Source organism: bacterium, from assembly GCA_016703265.1.
GTDB lineage: Bacteria > Krumholzibacteriota > Krumholzibacteriia > LZORAL124-64-63 > LZORAL124-64-63 > CAINDZ01.
The window spans coordinates 161,797-181,274 of record JADJCK010000001.1 but is presented as its reverse complement, the minus strand read 5'-3'; the positions used below and the strand labels follow the sequence as shown (position 1 = coordinate 181,274).

At 68.2% G+C, this 19,478-nt stretch carries 21 protein-coding genes; all 21 read right to left on the bottom strand.

The genetic code is table 11. The annotated features are described in order from the left end of the window. Positions 1-11: 11 nt before the first annotated feature. Positions 12-992 (bottom strand): FliA/WhiG family RNA polymerase sigma factor, encoded by a 981-nt coding sequence (locus IPG61_00865; GenBank protein ID MBK6732654.1) that lies wholly within the window; start codon positions 990-992, stop codon positions 12-14. Between the two features lie 64 nt (positions 993-1,056). Then, positions 1,057-1,257, bottom strand: coding sequence for a hypothetical protein (locus IPG61_00860; GenBank protein MBK6732653.1), 201 nt, complete (start codon positions 1,255-1,257; stop codon positions 1,057-1,059). Further along, positions 1,257-2,369: a hypothetical protein gene (locus IPG61_00855; protein MBK6732652.1), complete on the bottom strand. Its 1,113-nt coding sequence runs from the start codon at positions 2,367-2,369 to the stop codon at positions 1,257-1,259. The genes IPG61_00860 and IPG61_00855 overlap by 1 nt, the downstream gene beginning before the upstream one ends. A gap of 13 nt (positions 2,370-2,382) precedes the next feature. Then, positions 2,383-4,506 (bottom strand): flagellar biosynthesis protein FlhA, encoded by a 2,124-nt coding sequence (gene flhA, locus IPG61_00850; GenBank protein ID MBK6732651.1) that lies wholly within the window; start codon positions 4,504-4,506, stop codon positions 2,383-2,385. A 17-nt stretch (positions 4,507-4,523) separates the two neighbouring features. Further along, positions 4,524-5,585 (bottom strand): flagellar biosynthesis protein FlhB, encoded by a 1,062-nt coding sequence (flhB, locus tag IPG61_00845; protein ID MBK6732650.1) that lies wholly within the window; start codon positions 5,583-5,585, stop codon positions 4,524-4,526. 39 nt (positions 5,586-5,624) lie between these two features. Next, positions 5,625-6,407, bottom strand: a complete 783-nt coding sequence (locus IPG61_00840; GenBank protein ID MBK6732649.1) for a flagellar biosynthetic protein FliR — start codon at positions 6,405-6,407, stop codon at positions 5,625-5,627. Between the two features lie 8 nt (positions 6,408-6,415). After that, positions 6,416-6,679 (bottom strand): flagellar biosynthesis protein FliQ, encoded by a 264-nt coding sequence (gene fliQ, locus IPG61_00835; protein MBK6732648.1) that lies wholly within the window; start codon positions 6,677-6,679, stop codon positions 6,416-6,418. Between the two features lie 17 nt (positions 6,680-6,696). Beyond that, complete coding sequence (gene fliP / locus IPG61_00830) at positions 6,697-7,572, bottom strand: flagellar type III secretion system pore protein FliP (GenBank protein ID MBK6732647.1); 876 nt, start codon at positions 7,570-7,572, stop codon at positions 6,697-6,699. 180 nt (positions 7,573-7,752) lie between these two features. Continuing rightward, positions 7,753-8,169: a hypothetical protein gene (locus IPG61_00825; protein ID MBK6732646.1), complete on the bottom strand. Its 417-nt coding sequence runs from the start codon at positions 8,167-8,169 to the stop codon at positions 7,753-7,755. Beyond that, a complete protein-coding gene (gene fliN / locus IPG61_00820; protein ID MBK6732645.1) occupies positions 8,169-8,528 on the bottom strand; it encodes a flagellar motor switch protein FliN in 360 nt (119 codons plus the stop codon). The genes IPG61_00825 and fliN overlap by 1 nt, the downstream gene beginning before the upstream one ends. Positions 8,529-8,534: 6 nt before the next feature. Next, the gene (locus tag IPG61_00815; protein MBK6732644.1) at positions 8,535-9,566 is read right to left on the bottom strand and encodes a flagellar motor switch protein FliM; all 1,032 of its coding nucleotides are present in this window, start codon (positions 9,564-9,566) and stop codon (positions 8,535-8,537) included. Positions 9,567-9,586: 20 nt separating this feature from the next. Then, entirely contained in the window at positions 9,587-10,234 is a 648-nt protein-coding gene (locus tag IPG61_00810; protein MBK6732643.1) for a flagellar basal body-associated FliL family protein, read from the bottom strand. A gap of 212 nt (positions 10,235-10,446) precedes the next feature. Next, positions 10,447-10,662: a flagellar FlbD family protein gene (locus IPG61_00805; protein ID MBK6732642.1), complete on the bottom strand. Its 216-nt coding sequence runs from the start codon at positions 10,660-10,662 to the stop codon at positions 10,447-10,449. Positions 10,663-10,751: 89 nt separating this feature from the next. After that, positions 10,752-12,782, bottom strand: a complete 2,031-nt coding sequence (locus IPG61_00800) for a flagellar hook-basal body complex protein (GenBank protein MBK6732641.1) — start codon at positions 12,780-12,782, stop codon at positions 10,752-10,754. 47 nt (positions 12,783-12,829) lie between these two features. Next, complete coding sequence (locus IPG61_00795; GenBank protein MBK6732640.1) at positions 12,830-13,480, bottom strand: hypothetical protein; 651 nt, start codon at positions 13,478-13,480, stop codon at positions 12,830-12,832. A gap of 3 nt (positions 13,481-13,483) precedes the next feature. Then, on the bottom strand, positions 13,484-15,139 hold the full coding sequence (locus IPG61_00790; protein ID MBK6732639.1) for a flagellar hook-length control protein FliK: 1,656 nt from the start codon (positions 15,137-15,139) through the stop codon (positions 13,484-13,486). Further along, complete coding sequence (locus IPG61_00785; protein ID MBK6732638.1) at positions 15,139-15,663, bottom strand: hypothetical protein; 525 nt, start codon at positions 15,661-15,663, stop codon at positions 15,139-15,141. Before IPG61_00785 ends, IPG61_00790 begins: the two co-directional genes overlap by 1 nt. 190 nt (positions 15,664-15,853) lie before the next feature. After that, positions 15,854-16,312, bottom strand: coding sequence for a flagellar FliJ family protein (locus tag IPG61_00780; protein ID MBK6732637.1), 459 nt, complete (start codon positions 16,310-16,312; stop codon positions 15,854-15,856). Position 16,313: 1 nt separating this feature from the next. After that, positions 16,314-17,756 (bottom strand): FliI/YscN family ATPase, encoded by a 1,443-nt coding sequence (locus IPG61_00775; protein ID MBK6732636.1) that lies wholly within the window; start codon positions 17,754-17,756, stop codon positions 16,314-16,316. Continuing rightward, positions 17,753-18,496 (bottom strand): hypothetical protein, encoded by a 744-nt coding sequence (locus tag IPG61_00770; protein ID MBK6732635.1) that lies wholly within the window; start codon positions 18,494-18,496, stop codon positions 17,753-17,755. Before IPG61_00770 ends, IPG61_00775 begins: the two co-directional genes overlap by 4 nt. Then, positions 18,477-19,478, bottom strand: a complete 1,002-nt coding sequence (gene fliG, locus IPG61_00765) for a flagellar motor switch protein FliG (protein ID MBK6732634.1) — start codon at positions 19,476-19,478, stop codon at positions 18,477-18,479. Before fliG ends, IPG61_00770 begins: the two co-directional genes overlap by 20 nt.

Sequence of the window (19,478 nt, the reverse complement as noted above, 5' to 3'; positions counted from 1 at the left end):
GCGAGCGGGCGCTAGCCCGGCCAGTTGCCGCTGCGGGCCAGCCACGTCAGGCATGACGTGAGCTGGAACAGCGACAGGCAGGCCATGACATTGACCGGTTCGAACTCGCGCCGAACGGCCTTGACGTTGGTCGGCGTCGGCTCGAGTTCGTCCTGCCGGTCGGTCTCCTCCTGGCGACGGCGGATCTGGCGGGTGATCTGGCCGATCGAGCTCTTGCCCTCGTGGCGGTCGATCTTCCCCTTCAGCCGCATGATCGCGCGCGTGTGGATCTGGCAGACGCGGCTCTCGGTCACGTCGAGGATCTCGCCGATTTCCTTCAGCGTCAGTTCCTCGTAGTAGTAGAGCACCAGCACGAGCTGCTCCTTCTCGGGCAGCTCGGCCATGCGTGAGCCGATCAGTTCCTTCATCTCCTGGCGCGCGATGACCTTCTCGATGTCTTCCGTGCGCGAATCGGCCAGGTAGTCACCCAGGCTGGTCGAGTTCTCGCTGTCGTCGCCGGAGGTGTCGGCATCCAGCGAGACGATCGTGGCCACGGCCACCTCGCCCAGCATGCCGTCCAGTTCGCTGATGTCGATGGACAGGCGTTTGGCCACCTCGGCGTCGGTCGCCGGGCGGCCCAGCTGCACTTCCAGCGTGCCGTACGCTTCTTCCAGCATCTTCGCCTTGCGCCGCAGCGAGCGCGGGAACCAGTCCTGGCTGCGCAACTCGTCGAGGATCGCGCCGCGGATGCGCGGGATCGCGTAGGTCTCGAACTTGATGCCGCGCTCCGGGTCGAAGTTGTCGATGGCCTGCAGCAGTCCCAGCAGTCCGGCCGAGATCAGGTCATTGAACTCGACGTAGTGCGGCAGCCCGATCGCCATGCGACCGGCCACATATTTGACGATCCGCGCATGGAGATCGACCAGGTCCCGCCGGGCGTCCTGGCAGTTCTCACGGCGATAGTGGCGCCACAGGTCGAGGTGCGGGATCGGGATGACGACGGTCTCAGTCATGCTGGAACCTTTCTGGAGAAGCGTCCTCGGCCATGGCAGCAGATTCCGTGCCATGGCCGCGCGTTCAATCCTGTCCCCCGTGATCACGGGGATTCAGGGCGCCCGACCGCACGAGCAGGAGCAGCAGGGCGCCCAGGACGAAGAAGCCGAGATAGGCGATGGCAGCCCGCTTGAGCACCGCCAGGGTGCCCCAGCCCTGCCAAAGCCCCACCGCGAGCACACAGCTGGCCGCCGCGACAGCCACTGTCTGTATGACTTGGGCCATCAACGCAGCACTCCGCGGTCAAGGCGGCCGGCTGCCGGTGCGGCCGTCGGGACCATCAGGGCGGCCAGCGCGGCCGAGGCGCCGACGGCCAGGTCCCCGCCATGCAGCGGATCACGACCGACCAGCGAGACGGCCAAAGGCACGGTCTCGAGCAGATCCAGGAGCTTGCCGGGACGCGTCGTCCGGTCCAGGCGCGAGAAGGCGACCCAGTCGCAGTTCCAGTCGCGAACGGCGCCGGGCAGGTCGCTCTGGTCGGCCGGGTCACGGTCGGCGGCGACGACGAGATGGCGATGGAAACCGGTATGCGGCGCCAGCCAGGCGTGGAGGGCGCCGCCGAGGGCCATGGCGGGGTCGTCCAGCCGCGGCAGTTCGACCAGCACCGCGTCATAGGCGGCGAAGTGCGGCTCGGCTTCGGTGAGGTGCCGGGCTTCGTTCACGACGGCGGCATCGTAGCCCCCGGCCCCCGCCGACTCCTGCAGGCGGTGAACGTGTCCCGGGTCCGACGGCAGGGCGGCCATCACCAGCGTCTTGCGGCCGAGGGCCTGCAGGCGGGTGGCGGCGGCAAGGACCAGGTCGGAACGGCCGCAGCCGCTGTCGCCAGGGAAGGCGTGGCAGCCGTAGAAGCCGTCCCAGCCGCAGTTGCTGGCGCGCAGCTGGGTGGTGAGCCAGCCGCGGAATTCGCCGGCGTCGCGGGGCGCATGGCCAAGGGTCGCCGCGCACCGCGCCAACAGGCGACGTACGACCGCGGTCGAGACGCCACACGCCAACAGGGGGCCGGCGACGGCGTCACGCGACAGCCAGGCCTCGTCGTTGCGGCCGCGTTCATAGTCGGCGGCGACCTGCTCGACCAGGGTCTCGATGCGATCGATCTCGCGCATCAGATCGTCGGGGATGCCGGCCGCTTCGGGAGCGGCGACCGGCCGGGACTGCCAGGTGCGGCCGCGCGACGGGCCGGAGCCGGGCGGCTGCACGGTCACCTCGACGCCGCGATCCTGCCCCAGGCCCAGTTCGTGTCGGCGCGTGACCGAGCGCGTGCTCAGGATCACCGCGTCGTCACCGAAGCGCTCCCGGATGCGACGATGGGCGGTCTGCAGCGAGGGGGCTGCGATCACCACCGGTCCGCCGTCAGGCGACTGCCTGCTGTTCGAGCCTGGCGCCATTGGTCACCACCGTTCCGGCGGACACGATGGACGCCGAGGAAGTGACCTCGGTGTACCCCATGACCGCCAAATTGGGATAGGTCGGCTCGATGAGCCGCTTGACGAAGAGTCGGATCGGCGTTGGTACCAGCAGCACGGGCGGCGTGCCGCCGGCGTAGGCTGCGCGAAGCACGGTCTCGAGTCGCGACAGGAACTCGCGGGTGAAGCCCGGGGCGATGGCCACGCCGCCGCTGCTCTCCGAATCGCGGGCGGCAGCGACCAGCACCTGTTCGCATTCGGGATGCAGCGCCACGACGTGCAGCTTGCCGTTGCCCTCGGTGTAGAGGGCGGTGATCGAGCGCGCCAGCGCCTCGCGGACGCGCGCGACGAGGAAGTCGGGTCCGTGCGCGGTGGCACCCTGGTTGGCCAGCGTCTCGAGGATGGTGGTCAGGTCCCTGACGGGTACGCGCTCGTGCAGCAGGGCCTTCAGGACATTGTGCAAGGTGTTGATCGGGACGCGATCCGGGATCAGGTCCTCGACCAGCGACGGCGCGAACTCGCGCATCGACTCGCACATGTCCTTCACGTCCTGCCGGCTCAGCATCTCGTCGGCATGCGCGCGGATGAGCTCCGACAGGTGCGTGGCAAGCACAGCCGCCGGCTCGACCACGGTGTAGCCCTCCATCTCGGCCCGTGACTTCGAATCGCTGTCGATCCAGACGGCCGGCAGGTTGAATGCCGGCTCGGTCGTGGCCATGCCTTCAAGCGGCCCGCAGTCGGGCCGCGTGCTCATCGCGAGCAGGCGGCCGGGGATCAGCTGGGCCCGCGCCACCTCCACGCCCTTGAGCTTGATCACGTACTCCTGCGCCGAGAGCTGCAGGTTGTCGCGGACCCTGACCGGGTGGATGAAGATGCCGAGCTCGCTGCCGACCTGCCGCCGGATGCTGCCGATGCGGTGCAGCAGGTCGCCGCCGCGGGCCTCGTCCACCAGGGGGATCAGCCCGTAGCCGATCTCCAGCTCGAGCTTGTCCAGCACGAACAGGTCCTCGCCGCGCAGGCCCGGCCGCTCCTCGACGGCCTTCGCCTGCTGCTGGACCTGGTCCTCGTTCTCGATCTGGTCCTCGGTCGCCTTGTCGAAGTCCTTCACGCGCCGGCTCATGAAATTGCCGGTGATGGCGGTGCCCGCCGCGAAGATCAGGAACGGCACCGTCGGCAGCCCGGGCACCAGCGCCAGCACCGCCAGGGCGCCCGACGACAGGTAGAGCGCCTTGGTCTGCCGGAAGATCTGCACCGTGATGGTCTGGCCGAGGTTCAGGTTGCCCGAGGTGCGGGTGACGACCAGGCCGGCCGCCGTCGACACCAGCAGCGCCGGCACCTGGCTCACCAGGCCGTCGCCGACGGTCAGCATCGTGAAACGCGACAGCGACTCGCTGGCCGACATCCCCATCTGCAGCATGCCGATGGCGAAGCCGCCGACGATGTTGATGACGGTGATGATGATGCCGGCCATGGCATCGCCCTTGACGAACTTGCTGGCGCCGTCCATGGCCCCGAAGAACTCGGCCTCGCGGGCGATGTCCGCGCGGCGCATGCGGGCCTGCTTCTCCGTGATCATGCCGGCGTTCAGGTCGGCGTCGATGGCCATCTGCTTGCCGGGCATGGCGTCGAGGGTGAAGCGCGCGGCCACTTCGGCGATACGGCCGGCGCCCTTCGTGACGACGACGAAGTTGATGATCACGAGGATGATGAACACGATGATGCCGACGGCGTAGTTGCCGCCGACCACGAAATGGCCGAAGGCGTCGATCACCTGGCCGGCCTGGCCGGTGCTCAGGATCAGCCGCGTCGAGGCCACGTTGAGCGACAGCCGCATCAGGGTCAGGATCAGCAGCAGGGACGGGAAACTGTTGAACTGCAGCGGTTCCTTCAGGTACAGGGCGACCAGCAGCACCGTCACGGAAAACGCGATGCTGAAGGTCAACATCAGGTCGAGCAGGATCGGGGGCACCGGCACGATCATGAGGCCCAGCACCACGAGCACCGCAACGGCGCTCAGGATGTTGCTGTTGGCCAGCACCAGATCGCGATTGATGACCTGTTCCTGCTCCACGCACTATCCCTTCGCGGTCAGGACCGCTTCAAGCGGTACACGTAGGCCAGCACTTCGGCCACGGCCTGGAAGAGGCTTTCGGGGACGTAGTGCCCCACTTCGACTTGCGCATGCAATGCCCGCGCCAACGGCTTGTTCTCGATGACCGGCACGCGGTTCTCGCGCGCAAGCTTGCGGATGATGCCTGCGAGGTGGTCCTGGCCCTTGGCCACGACCTTCGGCGCCGGGGAACCTGGCTCGTATTTGAGCGCCACGGCGAAATGCGTCGGGTTAGTGACCACCACGTCGGCAGTCGGTACGGCGGCGATCATCCGCTTGCGGAACGCCTCGTACTGCATGCCGCGGATCCTGGCCTTGATCTGCGGGTCGCCGTCGTAGTCCTTGGCCTCCTGCTTGACCTCGTACTTGGACATCTTGAGGTTTTCCTCATAGCGCCATTTCTGCCAGAACCAGTCGCCCAGGGCCAGCACGGCGCAGAACGCCAGAAGCTTCGCCACCACCTTGATGAAGGCGGCCTTGCCCGTCGCCACGACGGCCGGCAGCGACAGGAGCGACGATCCGACGATCGTGTCCATGAGCCCGCTGATCGTGGTCCAGGCCAGGATGCTCACGAGCACGATCTTCAGGAAGTTCTTCCCCAGTTCGAAGAACGCCGTCATCTTGAAGAATTTCTGCATGCCCGAGACGGGGTTCAGCCGGTCGAACTGCAGGCCCATGGCCTTCGGCGTGAACTTGAAGCCGAACTGGGCCACGTTGCCCCAGATCGAGGCGATGAGGATGCCGAGGATCAGCGGCGCCAGGGCGCCGGCGATCGGCCAGAACGAACCCTCGATGAGTTCACTGGCTGCATAGACGTTGATCGGCCCCAGGATATGGGCCTGCCCGAGCATGTAGCCGGTCGTTTCGCAGATCTTGTTGGCCATGAATCCGGAGCTGGCCACCAGGAGGGTCATGCCGGCAATGAGCACGACAGCGCTGCTAACTTCCTGGCTCTTGGGTACGGTCCCCTTCTCGCGCGCTTCGTCGCGCCGTTTACCTGTCGCTTTTTCTGTGCGTTCCCCGGTTCCGCTGTCGGACATTGCTCACCTCCCCTGCGGCGCGGTGCCGCTGAACCAACCCTATTGCATGGCAGCGAGTGTCCGGGCAAGCTGGTCGGGCATGCCGGCGAACATCCCGGTGACCACCTGCTTGAAGAACATGAGCGAGGCGCCGAGCGTGATGAGGCCGACCCCGATCTTGATCGGGAAGCCGACCACCAGCACGTTCAACTGGGGCACCGTCTTGACGATGACGCCCATGGCCGCGCTGATCAGGAGCAGGACGATGACGATCGGCGCCGCGATGCGCAGGCCCATCACGAATACCGAACTGAACTCGCGCAGCAGGTGCCAGGCTCCACCCGTCAGGTCGCCGCCGCCGAACGGAGGCAGCGCCAGGCAGGACTGGAACATCGCCGAGATCAGCACCAGGTGCGCGCCGGTGGCGAAGAAGAGCAGCACCGCCAGCAGGTGGTAGAACTGCGAGATGACCGAGATCTGGCTGTTGGTCATGGGATCGAAGGCATTCACGATCGAGAAGCCGATCTGCATGCCCGCCACGTCGCCGGCGAAGCGGACGGCGACGAAGACGAGGTTCAGCGTGAAGCCGAGCATCATGCCGATGACCAGCGAGCGGAAGGCCTCCGTCACGAACGGGCGCCAGGCCAGCGTGATTGCGCCCGGCGGGACGGAGAGAGCCACCGCCGGCGCCAGGGCCGCCGCCAGCGTGACGGCCAGCCCGAAGCGCCAGATCGCAGGCACTGCCTTGACGTCGAGCATGGGCAGCGTCGCGGCCAGCACGGCGAACCGGACGGTCAACGCGAAGGTCACGGCCAGCAGGGTGATGTCGAGCTCGAAGACCACCGGGCCCCCTACATGTTGGCGATGCGGTTGAACATCGCCTCGGTGAAGGCCGTCATCTGCTGGATCGTCCAGGGCAGGGTGATGATCAGCACGACGAAGACGGCCAGGATCTTCGGCACGAAGGTCATGGTCATCTCGTTGATCTGGGTCGCCGCCTGGAAGATGCTGATGACCAGGCCGACGACCATGCCGGCCAGCAGCATCGGGCCCGCCACCAGCACCACCGTCTTCATTGCGTATTGTCCGATCTCGACCACGCTCTCCGGGGTCATGGCTGTCCTTTCCGCGGCTACTGGAACGCCTGCACGAGCGACTTGACGACCAGGAACCAGCCGTCAACGAGCACGAACAGGAGGATCTTGAAGGGAAGGCTGATGAGCACCGGCGGCAGCATCATCATACCCATCGACATGAGGACCGAGGCGACCACCATGTCGATGATGAGGAAGGGCATGAAGAGCACGAAGCCCATCTGGAACGCCGTCTTGAGTTCGCCGATGACGAAGGCGGGCACGACGACCAGCATCGGCAGTTCCTCGGGGCTGCCGGGCACCGGGGTCTGCGTCAGGTCGAGGAACAGCGCGATGTCCTTCTCGCGCACCTGGCGCAGCATGAACTCCTTCAGCGGCACCTGGGCCTTCTCGAAGGCCTCGCGCTGCCCGATCTGCTCGTTGAGCAGCGGCTGCACCGCATCGGTGTTGATGCGCGTGAAGGTCGGCGCCATCACGACCATGGTCAGGAACACGGCCAGGCCGACGAGGATCTGGTTGGCCGGCGCCTGGTTGGCGCCGATGGCCTGGCGCAGGAAGCCCAGCACGATCACGATGCGCGTGAAGCTGGTCAGCAGCATGAGGATGGCCGGCGCCAGCGAGAGGACCGTCATCAGGATGACGATCTTCAGGGCCGAATCCATCGACTTCGGGCCGTCTGCGCCCTCGAGCTTGAGGGTCAGCGTCGGCGACGAAGGAGGCGCGGTATTGGCCCCGCGGATGGGCGCGATCGGCGCGGCGGCCAGGGCCGGGGCCGCCAGGCCGGCCAGGAGCGCCAGCAGGAGCACCAGGTGGACGACCCGGACCAGCCGGCGCGGGCCGGCCCCGTGCGGTGCGGCGGCCAGCGGTCGGAGCAGTGAGTCGAGATGCGACAAGCGGTTCCCCGTTTCCGGCATGGTCCCGCCCACCGAGCGGTGACTGCCGCTGAGGTACCGCAACGGGCGTGCCAGTCGGGGCCTTCCCGGCGGGCTGCTAACATCTTGTCGAAAAGGAAGTTGCGAAATCGGGCGGGCGGCGGGAGGCGCTTCCGGGGCCACCGTCGCCGGGGCCCCGTCAGCCAGGCGGCCATATTCTGGTCAGGCGCCGGGGCGGTTCAGACGCGCGGTGAGCGGGTTGAACAGGCGCGCGAAGGCCGGCGGGATCGTCGCTCCCGGCACGGGCCCGGTTGCCGCGTCCCCGTACTGGCGACGGTACTCGTCCCAGGCCTCCTGCTTCAGCATCACCATCGCGTTCTCGTGGCGGTAGACGTAGGAGACGGCGTCCCCCAGCCGCAGCACCTGGATCTCGCGCCGCGGGCCGAGGTGCCACACCGTCAGCAGGCGGGCCTGGGCGGCGCCCGTGCGCTTGCCGTAGCGGGTGAGCAGCTTCAGGCAGAGGAACAGCAGCCCGAAGACGACGGCCAGGCCGCCCATGACGCGCCACCACGAGCCGCCGCCGAGCGAAGCGGTCTCGAGGGCGCCGGGCGCGATGGCAGCCAGGAAGTGCGGCATCATCACAGGACCCTCTTCAGGCGTTCGACGCGGTTCAGGAGCTTTGTGATGCGAACGGCGAAATGGTCATCGATGACAACGACTTCGCCGCTGGCCAGCAGGGCCCCGTTGACCATGATGTCGACCGGTTCGCTCGTCTGCCTGCCCAGCTCGACGACCGAGCCGGACGACAGGTTGAGGACGTCGCGGAACTTCAACCTGGCCCGGCCGAGTTCGACCGAGATCTGCAGGTTGACGTCCAACAGGAGGTCCAGGTTGGCGGCGCCCACCAGGTCCTCGCCCAGGTCGGCGATCAGGGCACTGGATTCGTCGTCGCCGGTCACCGCCGCGCCGCCGCGCCGGTTCGTGTCCTCGCTGCTCATGAGGCGCTACTCCTTGGTCAGCTGTCGGGTCAATTTCACGGCGCGCTTCTGGCCGAGGCGCCCCGCCTCGCCCAGCCACGCGGTCTGGCCCTCGATACGCACCCGCAGCGGCCCGTTCACCGACTGCGGCAGGTGCAGGATATCGCCGGGGACCAGCTTCATCACTTCCTCGAGGTTCATCTCGACTTCGCCAAGCACCACGACCAGCTCGCTGCTGGTCGAACGGACCATGTCCAGGATCTTCCGCCGGTCGTCGCGCAGTTCGGGCGCCGTGCGCATCTCGAGCGCGTCGCGCGGATCGAAGACGTCGCGCACGGGGCCGAAAGCCGACTGCGGGATGGCGATCTGGACCGGGCCTTCCACGGTATCGAGGCGGAACTGGAACTTGAGGATGATCAGCGACTCGCCGTCGTTGATGCCGCTCAGGTAATTCGCGTTGTTCTCGAGCGAGACGAACGACGGTTCCATCTTCATGAACTTGGTGGCCGAGCGCCGCAGCAGGTCGAGGAACCGCTCGATCATGCCGGCGTTGATCCCGCGCTCGATTTCCGTGAATTCCCGCACCGAGTCCTCGGCGTCGGGGATCCCGCCCATCAGCTTCTTCATGAACACGAAGCCGAGCCCCAGGTCCACATGGACCAGGGCGTAGCCCTTCAGCGGCGACATCGTCACCAGCGACACGCAGGTGGGGTTCGGCAATTCGGAGACATACTCGCCGAACGTGCACTGCCGAAGGCCCTTGTAGTCGATCTGCACGCTCATGCGCAGCAGGCTGGTGAAGTCGATCGAACCCATCTTGGCGAACCCGTCGGCCACCGCCTGCAGGTTGTGCTCGAAGGTGCGGGAGATGTTGTGCGGGCGGTAGAAATCGTAGCGCCGCGGCCCGCGGTCGCTGCCGCCCTCGTCCGGACCCGCGCGCAGGACCTCCTCGAGGTCCAGGCCGCCCGCCCCGTCGACAACGCCGGCCATGCTCTCGGCCGCGTCGATCGCGGCGTCGAGGTCCCGGGAGTCGTCGTTGTTGCTGCCCTGGCGCGCCATGGTCTTCTGCTCCGTGTCTGCTACTGGACGACGAGGTCGGAGAAATACACGTTGAGGAGCGCGCCTTCCGGCAGCTGCTCGGAGGCGCGCCGGAAGATCTCCTCGCGGAGGCGCTTCTTGCCGTCAGGTGTGCTCAGCATCGCCGGCGTCTTGTCCGAAAGGGTCATGATGACGGCGTCCCGCACCTGCGGGCGCCTGCCGACGACCAGGGGCACGAATTCCGGGTCGGCCATCTCGAGGTTGACGGCGATGCGCAGGTAGCGCGGGCGGGCCGAGTCGCCGGCCAGCGTCACGATGATCTCCTGCAGGTCGGCCAGGTTGCCGCCTTCGCCTTCCGCGCCGGCCTCGCCGCCGCCGCCGCCGTGGCCGCCCTTCTTTTCGCTCTTCTTTTCCTTCTTTTCCTTCTTCTCGCCCTTGGCTTCCTCGCCGTGCTTGCCTTCGGCGGCGGGCTTCTCGCCATGGGCGTCGGCCACGGCCTCGCCCCCGGCGGCGGCGGCGCCGACCCCGAGCCGGGGCACGATCACGAACTGCGTCAGGCCGATGGCCACCACGGCCTGGACGATCACGATGATGCCCAGCACCAGGGCCTTGTTCTCCAGCAGGTTCGGCTTGCCCTTGGCCTTCGGCGCCGCCTTCTCCTGCTCCGCGTCCTTCTTGTTCTCGGCCATCTCTTCGGCTCCTTCCCCGGTCAGCGGGGGTTCGTGCGCTGGTCCGGCTTCGGCCCGCCAGATTGTCCTCAGGATGCAAACTGGCCGCACCGCCGGATTTCCGGGCACCTGCCTTCAGGCCGCGCCCCGCCACGCCGCCATTGGACGCCTTGCGAAGGTCCTGCCTTCCGGCAAGGTGTCGGATTTGAAATATTCGTGCCAGCCGCGACGGCTCAGGCGCCCGTGGCGGCACCGGCGAAGGACACCTGGCGCATCACAAGGACCCGGTAGTCGAGGACAAGCTGCACCACCTCGTCGGGCGTCTCGCGGACGATGAGCTTGCGGCCGCTCGTCAGGGAGACCAGGGTGTCCGTGCCGCAGTTGACGGATTCGATCAGCTCGGCGTTGACCACCAGCTTCTCGCCGTCGATTTTCGTCAGTTTGACCATTTGCGTTGCTCCCATGGGCCGTGACGCCGCCGGCTCCCCTCAGGAAGTCCGGCGGCGTCCGGCATTCAGGACCAGGTTGCCGGACCGGACTACCTGACCAGGTTCACCAGTTCCTGCATCACCTGGTCGGCGGTGGTCACGACCCGGCTGTTGGCCTGGAAGGCGCGCTGAGCGACCACCAGGTTGGTGAACTCGCGCGCCAGGTCCACGTTGCTCGTCTCCAGGGCGCCCGTCACCAGCGACACCCCGTTGCCGGAGCCGGCGAAGACCTCGACGGCCTCGCCCGAGTTGCCGCTGCGCCGGTACGTATTGTTGGCTTCACGCGTCAGGCCGTCGGCGTTCGAGAACGTCGCCAGCGCGATCTGGGCGATGGCCTGCGAGGTGTCGTTGGAGAAAACGCCGGTGATCAGGCCGCTCTGGTCGATGTTGAAGTCGACCAGGGTGCCGGTTCCGTAGCCGTCGGCCACGGACTTCAGCGTGCCGGAACCCTCGAACTGGGTCAGTCCGTTCAGGGCGCCGATGTCGCCGTAATCGATGGCCAGCGTCACGTTCGAAGCGCCCTCGAGGCCGGTCGCCTGCGGCTGGAACTGCAGCCCGCTGCTGCCGTCGTCGAAGGTGAAGCTGCTGATGGCGCCGGCCTCGGAGAACCGCATGCGGCCCGAGCCGCCCGACAGGATGTCCTCGCCGCCCTCCATGGCGGCGTTCCAGATCCATTCGTTCTGGCCGGGCACCTTCTCGAAGCTGAAGCTGACCGTATGCTCGGCGCCAAGCGAATCGTAGACCGTCGTCGACATCGAGAAGGTCTTCTGGTCCTCGGCCTGCTGGGTTTCGGTGAATGCGAAGGCATCGTCGAAGTCGGTCACGGCGCCCACCTGGGCGATAGTCACGTCGCCGATGGCCTGGTCCATGCCTACTTCGCCGCGCACCACGATGCGGCCCGTGTCGTTGATCTCGACGGGGCTCGTGTTGATGCCGAGTGAGTACTGGATCTCCTGCATCAGGTCGGCCAGCGTGGTCGTGCCGTCGACCGAGAGCGTCCGGCCGGTGACCGGATCGCCGCCGACGGAGCCGCCGACCGCCAGGTCGACCGCACCCGCCGTGACGTCGATGCCCAGAGGTTCACCCTCGGCATTGCGCAGGTTGACCAGGAGATCCGTCTCGTCGGCGTAGGACAGGGCCGCCGTCGAGGAGCCGGTGCCGGCAGCGGCAATCGAGCCCGCGAAGGAGAACAGCGTACCGCCGCCGCTGCTGTTGGAGATGGAGAGGTTCTCGACGATGCCGCCGGCATTGGTCGCCGTCAGCGAACCGTCGGCGGCGACGGCCAGCGTGAGCAGCTGGCTGTCCGCCGTCAGCGCCGCGTTGAGGCCGGCGACGAGGTCCTGCAGCGTCATGCCCTCGGTGATCGTCACCGGCGCGGCGGTGATGGCGTTGCCTCCGGCCTGACCGTTGATCTGCACCTGCGTACCGGGGCTCAGGGCCATGCTGGAACCGGTTGCCGTGCTGAGGGTGCTCAGCAGGTCGGTGCCGGCGGCCGCGACCAGGAAGCTGCCGCTCTGGCGCACGGTGCCCTTGGCGTCGCTGGCCGAGTCGAGGTTGCCCATCAACTGCACGGTGCTCGACGGCTGGGCCGGCACCACGAGCGCGGGGTCGATGAAGATGTCGCCGAGCGGGCCGGCGACGATGTTGCCGGTGGTGTCGGCCATCAGGCCCTGAACGCGCAGGCCGGTGGCCGGGTTGACCATCTGGTTCTCGCTGTCGAGGCCGAACACGCCGGCGCGCGTGTAGACACGGCTGGTGCCGTCACTGAGCACGAAGAAGCCCGGCCCCTGGATGGCGATGTCGGTCTTCTTGCCGGTGGTCTCGAAGTTGCCCTGGTTGAAGTTGGTGTCGATGCTGCCCACCATCGTGCCCAGGCCGATCTGCTGCGGATTGGTGCCGCCCAGGCCGCCGCTCACGGGACGGCTGGCGGACTTCATGGTCTGCGTGAGCATCTCGTTGAACGTGACGCGCCCCGACTTGAACCCGACAGTGTTGCTGTTGGCAATGTTGTTGCCGATGACGTCCAGGTTCGTCAGGTTGGCACCGAGGCCCGATACACCGGAGTAGAGAGACTTGAACATGGATTCCTCCCGGTTTCCGTTTAAGCCCCGTTGCCGGGGCTGTCGCGTCAGCTGACCTTGTAGATCTCCGAAACGAAGAATTCCTCGCCGTTCACGATGACGACGGCCTGGTTGTCGCTGTAGCGCAGGCCCGACACGGCGCCGGTCATCAGGTTCGTGAATTTCACGGCTTCGCCGTTGTTGTCCTTGACCTCGGCCGAGATCGTGTAGGCGCCGTCGGTGGCGACGGTGCCGTCGTCGGCCTTGCCGTCCCAGGTCACGGTGTTGAGGCCCTTGGTGATGTCCTGCTCGTAGGTGCGCACCACGCGGCCGTTGCTGTCCGTGATCTTGATGGTGGCCCTGCCGTTGCCGCTGGCGGCAATCATGCTCTCGTTGGCCGTGCCGCCCGTGAGCGTCACGTCATTGCCCTCGACGGTCACCTGGCGGCCGACCAGCGCCAGCATCGCCGTGTTGTTGATGGCCGTGCCCACCGCCACGTTGTCCTCCATGCTCTGCGACATGGTCTCGAGCTGCTCGAGCATCGAGAACTGCGTGATCTGGCTGGTGAACTGCGCGTTGTCCATGGGACTGGTCGGGTCCTGGTTCTTGATCTGTGCGACCAGCAGCGTCATGAAGTCGAGCTTGCTGACCTGCGAGTAGTCGCGGCCGGCCTGGCCGAGTACGGCCCCGGTCCCGTCGGTGATTCCGGCGATCGGCATGGTCTAACCCTCCTGCCCGAGATCGGCCCAGGCCCGCGCCCAAGCGGCGCTCGCCTCGTCGCGGCCGTTGCCGGGGCGGCGGTCCCGCCCCTCTTCACGGCCTTCACGTCGTCCATCCTGGCGGCCATCCTGGCGGCCGTCCTGCTTCTGGTCCTGCTGACGATCGTCGGTGCGATCCTGGCGCGGCGTGGCGCCGTCGCGCATCTCGACGCGCACTTCAACGTGCTGGAAGCGTCCCGAACGATCGACGATGGAATCGGTCAGTTCGCGCGCGCCCGAACGCAGCGCCTGCTCGGCCTCGGGCGTGCTCGCCCGCAGGATCACGGTCAGGCGGTCGCCTGCAGAGTGGAACTCGGCGTCCACCTGGCCCAGGTTCTCCGGGTGCAGGCGCATGGTCAGCTTCTGCTCGGCGGCGGGGTCGAGCAGGCTGCGCGTCAACTGTTCCGCAACCTGGGTGCGGATCGAGGCGGCCAGTCCGCCGTCGGCGCGCTGCGGCGTGCCGAGGGAGTTCGTGTTCACTGCCGGCGCTTCGCCGTCACCGAGCGTGGCCATCGCCAGTGCCGCCAGGGCGCGGTCCACGGTGGCGGCAAAGGCCGCCGGGCGTCCCTGTGCGGCGGCTTCACCGGCAGCCTTCTGCTGGCCGGCGTCGAGAGCGCTCGCGTCCTGGTGGCCCAACGCGCTCACCTTCGCGTAGCTCTGCAATGCCGCCTGGGTCACGGCGAAGGGCAGGGTCACCGGCTGGCGGGATGCGGGATCGTGTGTCCCGGTTTCCGCATCCGACGCCTGGGCATCCGACGTTTCGGCATCCGACGTTTCGGCATCCCGGTGGCTGTCATCGTCGGCAGTCGCGGACTCTTCGCCTTCGGGCAGGTCCTGCTCGACTGCGGCCGCTTCGATGGCGGCGGTCTCGACGCCGGCGTTGTCGACGTCGGCGATGGCGGCATCGGTCACCGTTACCGGCGCGCCGGCATCCACGGGCTCGCGTCCGGCCAGTGCGCTGCCGGCTGCCGCGGCTTCGTCCGCCGGTGCGGGCTGCGCCTGCGCCAGGGCGGCGTCGTCAGCCGGCAGCACCGAAACCTGGTCGGTGGTCGCAGGCGCAGCCGCGGCCGTGGCGGCCGGGGCGGCGGTCGGCGCCACCGGCACGGAGACCGGCGCGGGGACGGCGTCGGACACAGGCTGCCCGGCAGGCACGGCCGCGGCCGCTTCCGTCGCCGGCGTGGCCGCACCGCTCGAGACGACGATTCCGGCCGGGCCTGCAGCCGGATCCACGGCAACGATCGGCGTCATGGCGGTGCCGGTGGCGGCAGCAACGGTCGGCGCCTGCACGCCGGCGGCAGCGGGAACGAGCTGGCCTGCGGCGGTTGCGGGAGCCTCGGCCGTCGCACCGGCGACTTCCAGCCCAGGCAGCGGGGCCTGCGCGGTCGTGTCGGGCGCGTTGACCATGGCGGCGACGACGGCAGCTGCGCCCTTCGACATCGTGACACCGGGCACGCCGTTCACCGCGCCCGTGGTCTCGGTCGCCGGCGTGGCCGGGACGGCGGCGAGGATGCCGGCGAACGCCGACCCGGCGGCCTCGACCTCGGCTGCATTCGCGCTGCGCGGGGCGCCGGCGGCCGGGCGCGTGGCCGCGGGCACCAGTCCGAGAAGGGCGGCATCCATCAGCTTTCCCCCCGCAGGCTCATGCGTGTGCTGACCTGGGCGGCCAGGCCGGCGTCCATGTGCGCCAGGATCTTCGCCGCCGGGCGCTCTTTCATCCGCCCCATGATGTCGAGGATGATCTCGAGTTCGAGGGCGCTGATGATCGGCGCCGCCTGGGCCGGCTTCATGGCTTCGTACATCTTCGCCAGCTTGGCCGCTGACTGGTCGCGTTCCTCGGCGTAGACCTTCTGGCGTGCCTCGAGCTGGCGGATCACCTCGAGCAGCTGCTCGCGTTCCTGCACCAGGATGACCTGCTGGGCGGACGTTGCCTGCCGCAGCGTGGCGAGTTCCTCGCGCTCCTGCTGGATCCGGTCCCGCTCGATCTGCATGTCGCGAAAGACGCGCTCGGCGCCCTCGTAGTCGGTCGCCGTCAATTCGGGCCCGCTCACGGGGGCGGCCGCCTGCTTCATCTGGGTGCTGAGCAGCATGACGCCCCCGAAGATCAGGGCGAAGGTCAGTGCGGAGATGATCAGGACGCTCTTCATGCCGAATTCCCCTCAAGTTCGCTCGCCAGCGGCCGACGGCTCCGATCCCACTCGCAACGTCCGTTCCCATCGGCGCCTGCGACGCTTATCGCCGCGAAACGCCGCCAATGCGGCCCGCGGCCGCTGTTTCGGGACGGTCCGGGCCCTATGCCGGCCGTTCCGTCCGGGGCCCGGCGGCAGTTCGTGCCGCTCAGGAGGAAACCTTTGACCGTCGCAGCCGGTCGGCCCGGATGCCGCCGACCTCGTCCAGCCGGCGACTCTCGTCGCGCCGCTGTTCCTCGTCCCACTGGTCACGCCGGCGCTGTTCCAGCTTCCGGAGCACCTCGACATCGCGCCAGGCTGCGGTCAACCGCTGGCGCTGCTGGTCCAGTTCAATGGTGGCGGCCAGCGTGGCGCGGGCCGCTTCGAGCCGCAGTTCGCCCAGGCGCCGCAGGCGCAGGGCCTGCTCGGCCAGGTCGCGCACATCCAGCAGGGCGCCATTGGCGGCGGGCTCGGCCTCGCTGACGCTCCGGTACGCTTCAGCCACGGCGGCTTCGCGGTCCAGGCAGGCCTGGCGGGCGCGATCGGCCTCGGCCACCTCGCGCGTACGCTGTTCCAGCACCCGCTGGCGGACCTTCAGGACCTTCTCGAGGCGGAAGCGGAAGGGCATGTCACGCCGTCCCGGATGTCCGTGTGCCCGGCGCCGTCAGCCTGGCTGTCGTCGGCCTGGCAGGCGCCGGCTTCGCTGCCGCGGGCTTCGCTGCCGGTGATGTGGCGGCAGGCGCGGCGGCCGCGGGCGCTTTAATGCCCGTCAATTGCCGCAGGCCGGCCAGGCTGGCCTCGACGTTGGTCGACTCCAGCACGTCCTGCTTCAGGAAGGCGCGGATGTCCTTCTCGCGGGCCAGGGCCTCGTCCAGCACCGGGTCGGCGCCGGCCACGTAGGCCCCGATGTTGACCAGGTCGCGGTTGTCCTCCAGCGTCTTCAGCCACTGCATGAGGCGGGCGCCGGCTTCGCGGTCGGGCGCCTCGACGATGTCGCTCCGCAGACGGCTCACGCTGCCGAGCACGTCGACGGCGGGGTAATGGTGCTGGCGGGCCAGATCGCGGCTGAGCATCACGTGGCCGTCGAGGATCGAGCGCATGGCATCGCCCACGGGGTCGTGGATGTCGTCGCCCTCGATCAGTACCGTGAAGAAGGCGGTCATCGCGTTGACCTCGGACCAGCCGGCGCGTTCGCAAAGGCGGGGCAACGCGGCGAACGTGGACGGCGGATAGCCCTTGGTCGTGGGCGGCTCGCCCGCCGCCAAGCCGATTTCGCGCAGGGCCATGGCATAGCGGGTGGCCGAATCCATCATGAACAGCACTTCGTGGTCGCTGTCCCGGAACTGCTCGGCGATCGTCATGGCCGTGTCGGCGCCCTTCGCGCGCATCACGGCGCTCTCGTCCGAGGTGACGACCACCACCACGCTGCGCGCCAGGCCTTCGGGGCCCAGGTCGCGCTCGATGAACTCACGGACCTCGCGGCCGCGCTCGCCGATGAGCGCCAGGACGTTGACGTCGACGCGGGCCTGCCGGGCCAGCATGCCCATCAACACGGACTTGCCCACGCCGCTGCCGGCAAAGATGCCCATGCGCTGGCCGCGGGCCGTCGTGATCATGCTGTCGATGGAGCGGATGCCGGTCGAGACGGCGTCGGTCACGCGACGTCGGTGCATGGCGCTCGGCGGTGTCCCGCCCAGCTTTACGCGCGGCAGCGAGCCGAGGCCGGGGCCGCCGTCTAGCGGGCGCCCGAGCCCGTCGACCACGCGACCCAGCAGCGCCGGACCGACCGGGACGGTGAGATGGCTGGCCAGGATCGTCGCCCGGCAGCCCGGGGCGATCCCGCGGGCCTCCTGGTAGGGCATCACCAGCAGGCGGTCGTCGCGGAAACCGACGACTTCGCAAAGCACGGGAGCCCCCTGGCGCCCGGTCTCGATGCGGCACAGGGAACCGACGGGCGCGCCGAGGTCGGCCACCTCGACGATCATGCCGACGAGATTCGCCACGCGCCCCACCGCGCGGCCGGGGTCGGCCAGGCGCAGCCGATCCTCGAGATCGGCCCAGTCGAGACTCATGGCTGGCCGCCAAGGGAGTCGCCGGCGCGCGTGCTCACGGCTTCCTCGATGATTTCCGCCAGCACTTCCAGCTGGCCGGCAATGGTCAGGTCCCATTCGCGACCATCGGAACGGACACGGCAGTCGCCGTCGGCCAGGCGGCGATCGTCGGACACGACGGCGATGTTGAGGCGTTCGCGAAGCCCGGACTGGTCTGCCAGCCAGACGGCGTCGCGAGGGCTGACAAACACCTGCAACGGTTCGGCGGCCTGCTGCTTGAACAGGATCGTCTCGATGGCGCGGGTGAGCACGGCATGGTCGACGGCCACCGAACCGCGCACGATCTTCTCGGCGATCCGGATGGCAAGCCGCGCGGCGCCGGCGGCCGCCGCCGAAAGATCGGCCTGCACCACCGTCTCGAGATCGCGGGTCCATGACGCGAGGCTCGCGGCGGCCTCCTGCTTCGACTCGGCCAACTGGGAGGCGAACGTGTCCGCCAGCGACTTCTGGCGCTCCTCGTAGGTGCCGGCCACGTCCTGCTCGGCCAGTTCGTACAGGTCGGCGCGTTCACGCCGCGTCAGCGTGGCCAGCAGGGAATGAGGGTCGGTATACCCGGTCTCGCCCTGGAACTGGAGCGGTTCGCCCTCGACGGCGGCATCCGCCGCGGTGGCGGCGCCGTCGGTTCCCCGGAACACGAGCCCTGCTGCCGGCGAGGCCGGCCCGTCGACAGCCGCGAACGGCTCAGGACACCATTTCTGCATCCTTGCCGCCCTTGCCGAGGGTGATGGTGCCGGCTTCCTCCAGGCTCCGGATGACTTCCACGACGCGCTGCTGGGCTTCCTGGACCTCGGAGAGCTTGACCGCCCCCATCAGTTCCATGTCCTCCTGGATGCCCTCGCCGGCGCGCTTGGACATGTTCTTGAAGACCTTCCGCCGGATCTCGTCGGTGGCGCCCTTCAGCGCCATCGTCAGTTCCTTGCCGTCGATCTCCTTGAGGACTTCCTGGATGTGCTGGTCGCTCATCAGGACGACGTCCTCGAACACGAACATGAGGTTGTTCACCTCGTTGGCCACCTCGTCGTCGATCTCGCGCATCTCGTCCAGGATCTCCTGCCAGACCTCGCGCTCGATCTCGTTGAGGATCTCCGCCACCTGCTTCTTGCCGCCGTACTTCGAATCCTTGGCCGCAACCTCGCCCTGGAGCTGGCCGGCCAGCACCTTCTCGACGGCCTTGAGCGTCTCGGGATGCGGCGCCTCGAGCACCGCCATGCGGTGGGCGACGGTCCCCTGCATCTCGGCCGGAAGCAGCTGCAGGATCGGGCCGCTGCTGCGCGGGTCCATGTGCGCGAGAACGACCGCGATCGTCTGCGGGTGCTCGTTCTTCAGGTAGTTCGCGATCGTCAGCGGATCGACGGCGCGCAAGCTCTCGAAGTTGTTGATCTCGCTATAGCTCGTGACGCGGCTGAGCAGCGACGTGGCCTTGTGGGTGCCGAAGCCGGCCTCGAGGATCTGCTTCGCGGTCTCTTCGCCGCCGAAGCCGATGCCCGAGATCTGGCTGCTCATCTTGATGAACTCGCTGAGGACCTTCTTCTTCTCCTCGAACGTGACATGGCCGATGGAGGCGATGTTGTGGGTCAGCTCTTCCACCATGGATTCGGGCAGCTTTGCCATCACGCGGCCTGCCACATCAGGCCCCAGCGACATCAGGAAGACCGCGGCCTTGCGTACCGACTGCTGCTTCAC

Excerpts from the sequence above, each read along its gene's own strand:
- fliQ (MBK6732648.1), bottom strand. The coding sequence starts at position 6,679 with ATGACCCCGGAGAGCGTGGTCGAGATCGGACAATACGCAATGAAGACG.
- IPG61_00810 (MBK6732643.1), bottom strand. The coding sequence starts at position 10,234 with ATGGCCGAGAACAAGAAGGACGCGGAGCAGGAGAAGGCGGCGCCGAAG.
- IPG61_00815 (MBK6732644.1), bottom strand. The coding sequence starts at position 9,566 with ATGGCGCGCCAGGGCAGCAACAACGACGACTCCCGGGACCTCGACGCC.
- fliP (MBK6732647.1), bottom strand. The coding sequence starts at position 7,572 with ATGCCGGAAACGGGGAACCGCTTGTCGCATCTCGACTCACTGCTCCGA.
- IPG61_00785 (MBK6732638.1), bottom strand. The coding sequence starts at position 15,663 with ATGAAGAGCGTCCTGATCATCTCCGCACTGACCTTCGCCCTGATCTTC.
- IPG61_00775 (MBK6732636.1), bottom strand. The coding sequence starts at position 17,756 with ATGAGTCTCGACTGGGCCGATCTCGAGGATCGGCTGCGCCTGGCCGAC.
- IPG61_00795 (MBK6732640.1), bottom strand. The coding sequence starts at position 13,480 with ATGCCGATCGCCGGAATCACCGACGGGACCGGGGCCGTACTCGGCCAG.
- IPG61_00780 (MBK6732637.1), bottom strand. The coding sequence starts at position 16,312 with ATGCCCTTCCGCTTCCGCCTCGAGAAGGTCCTGAAGGTCCGCCAGCGG.
- fliN (MBK6732645.1), bottom strand. The coding sequence starts at position 8,528 with ATGAGCAGCGAGGACACGAACCGGCGCGGCGGCGCGGCGGTGACCGGC.
- IPG61_00825 (MBK6732646.1), bottom strand. The coding sequence starts at position 8,169 with ATGATGCCGCACTTCCTGGCTGCCATCGCGCCCGGCGCCCTCGAGACC.
- flhB (MBK6732650.1), bottom strand. The coding sequence starts at position 5,585 with ATGTCCGACAGCGGAACCGGGGAACGCACAGAAAAAGCGACAGGTAAA.
- IPG61_00770 (MBK6732635.1), bottom strand. The coding sequence starts at position 18,496 with ATGCAGAAATGGTGTCCTGAGCCGTTCGCGGCTGTCGACGGGCCGGCC.
- IPG61_00800 (MBK6732641.1), bottom strand. The coding sequence starts at position 12,782 with ATGTTCAAGTCTCTCTACTCCGGTGTATCGGGCCTCGGTGCCAACCTG.
- IPG61_00790 (MBK6732639.1), bottom strand. The coding sequence starts at position 15,139 with ATGGATGCCGCCCTTCTCGGACTGGTGCCCGCGGCCACGCGCCCGGCC.
- IPG61_00865 (MBK6732654.1), bottom strand. The coding sequence starts at position 992 with ATGACTGAGACCGTCGTCATCCCGATCCCGCACCTCGACCTGTGGCGC.
- IPG61_00805 (MBK6732642.1), bottom strand. The coding sequence starts at position 10,662 with ATGGTCAAACTGACGAAAATCGACGGCGAGAAGCTGGTGGTCAACGCC.
- IPG61_00860 (MBK6732653.1), bottom strand. The coding sequence starts at position 1,257 with ATGGCCCAAGTCATACAGACAGTGGCTGTCGCGGCGGCCAGCTGTGTG.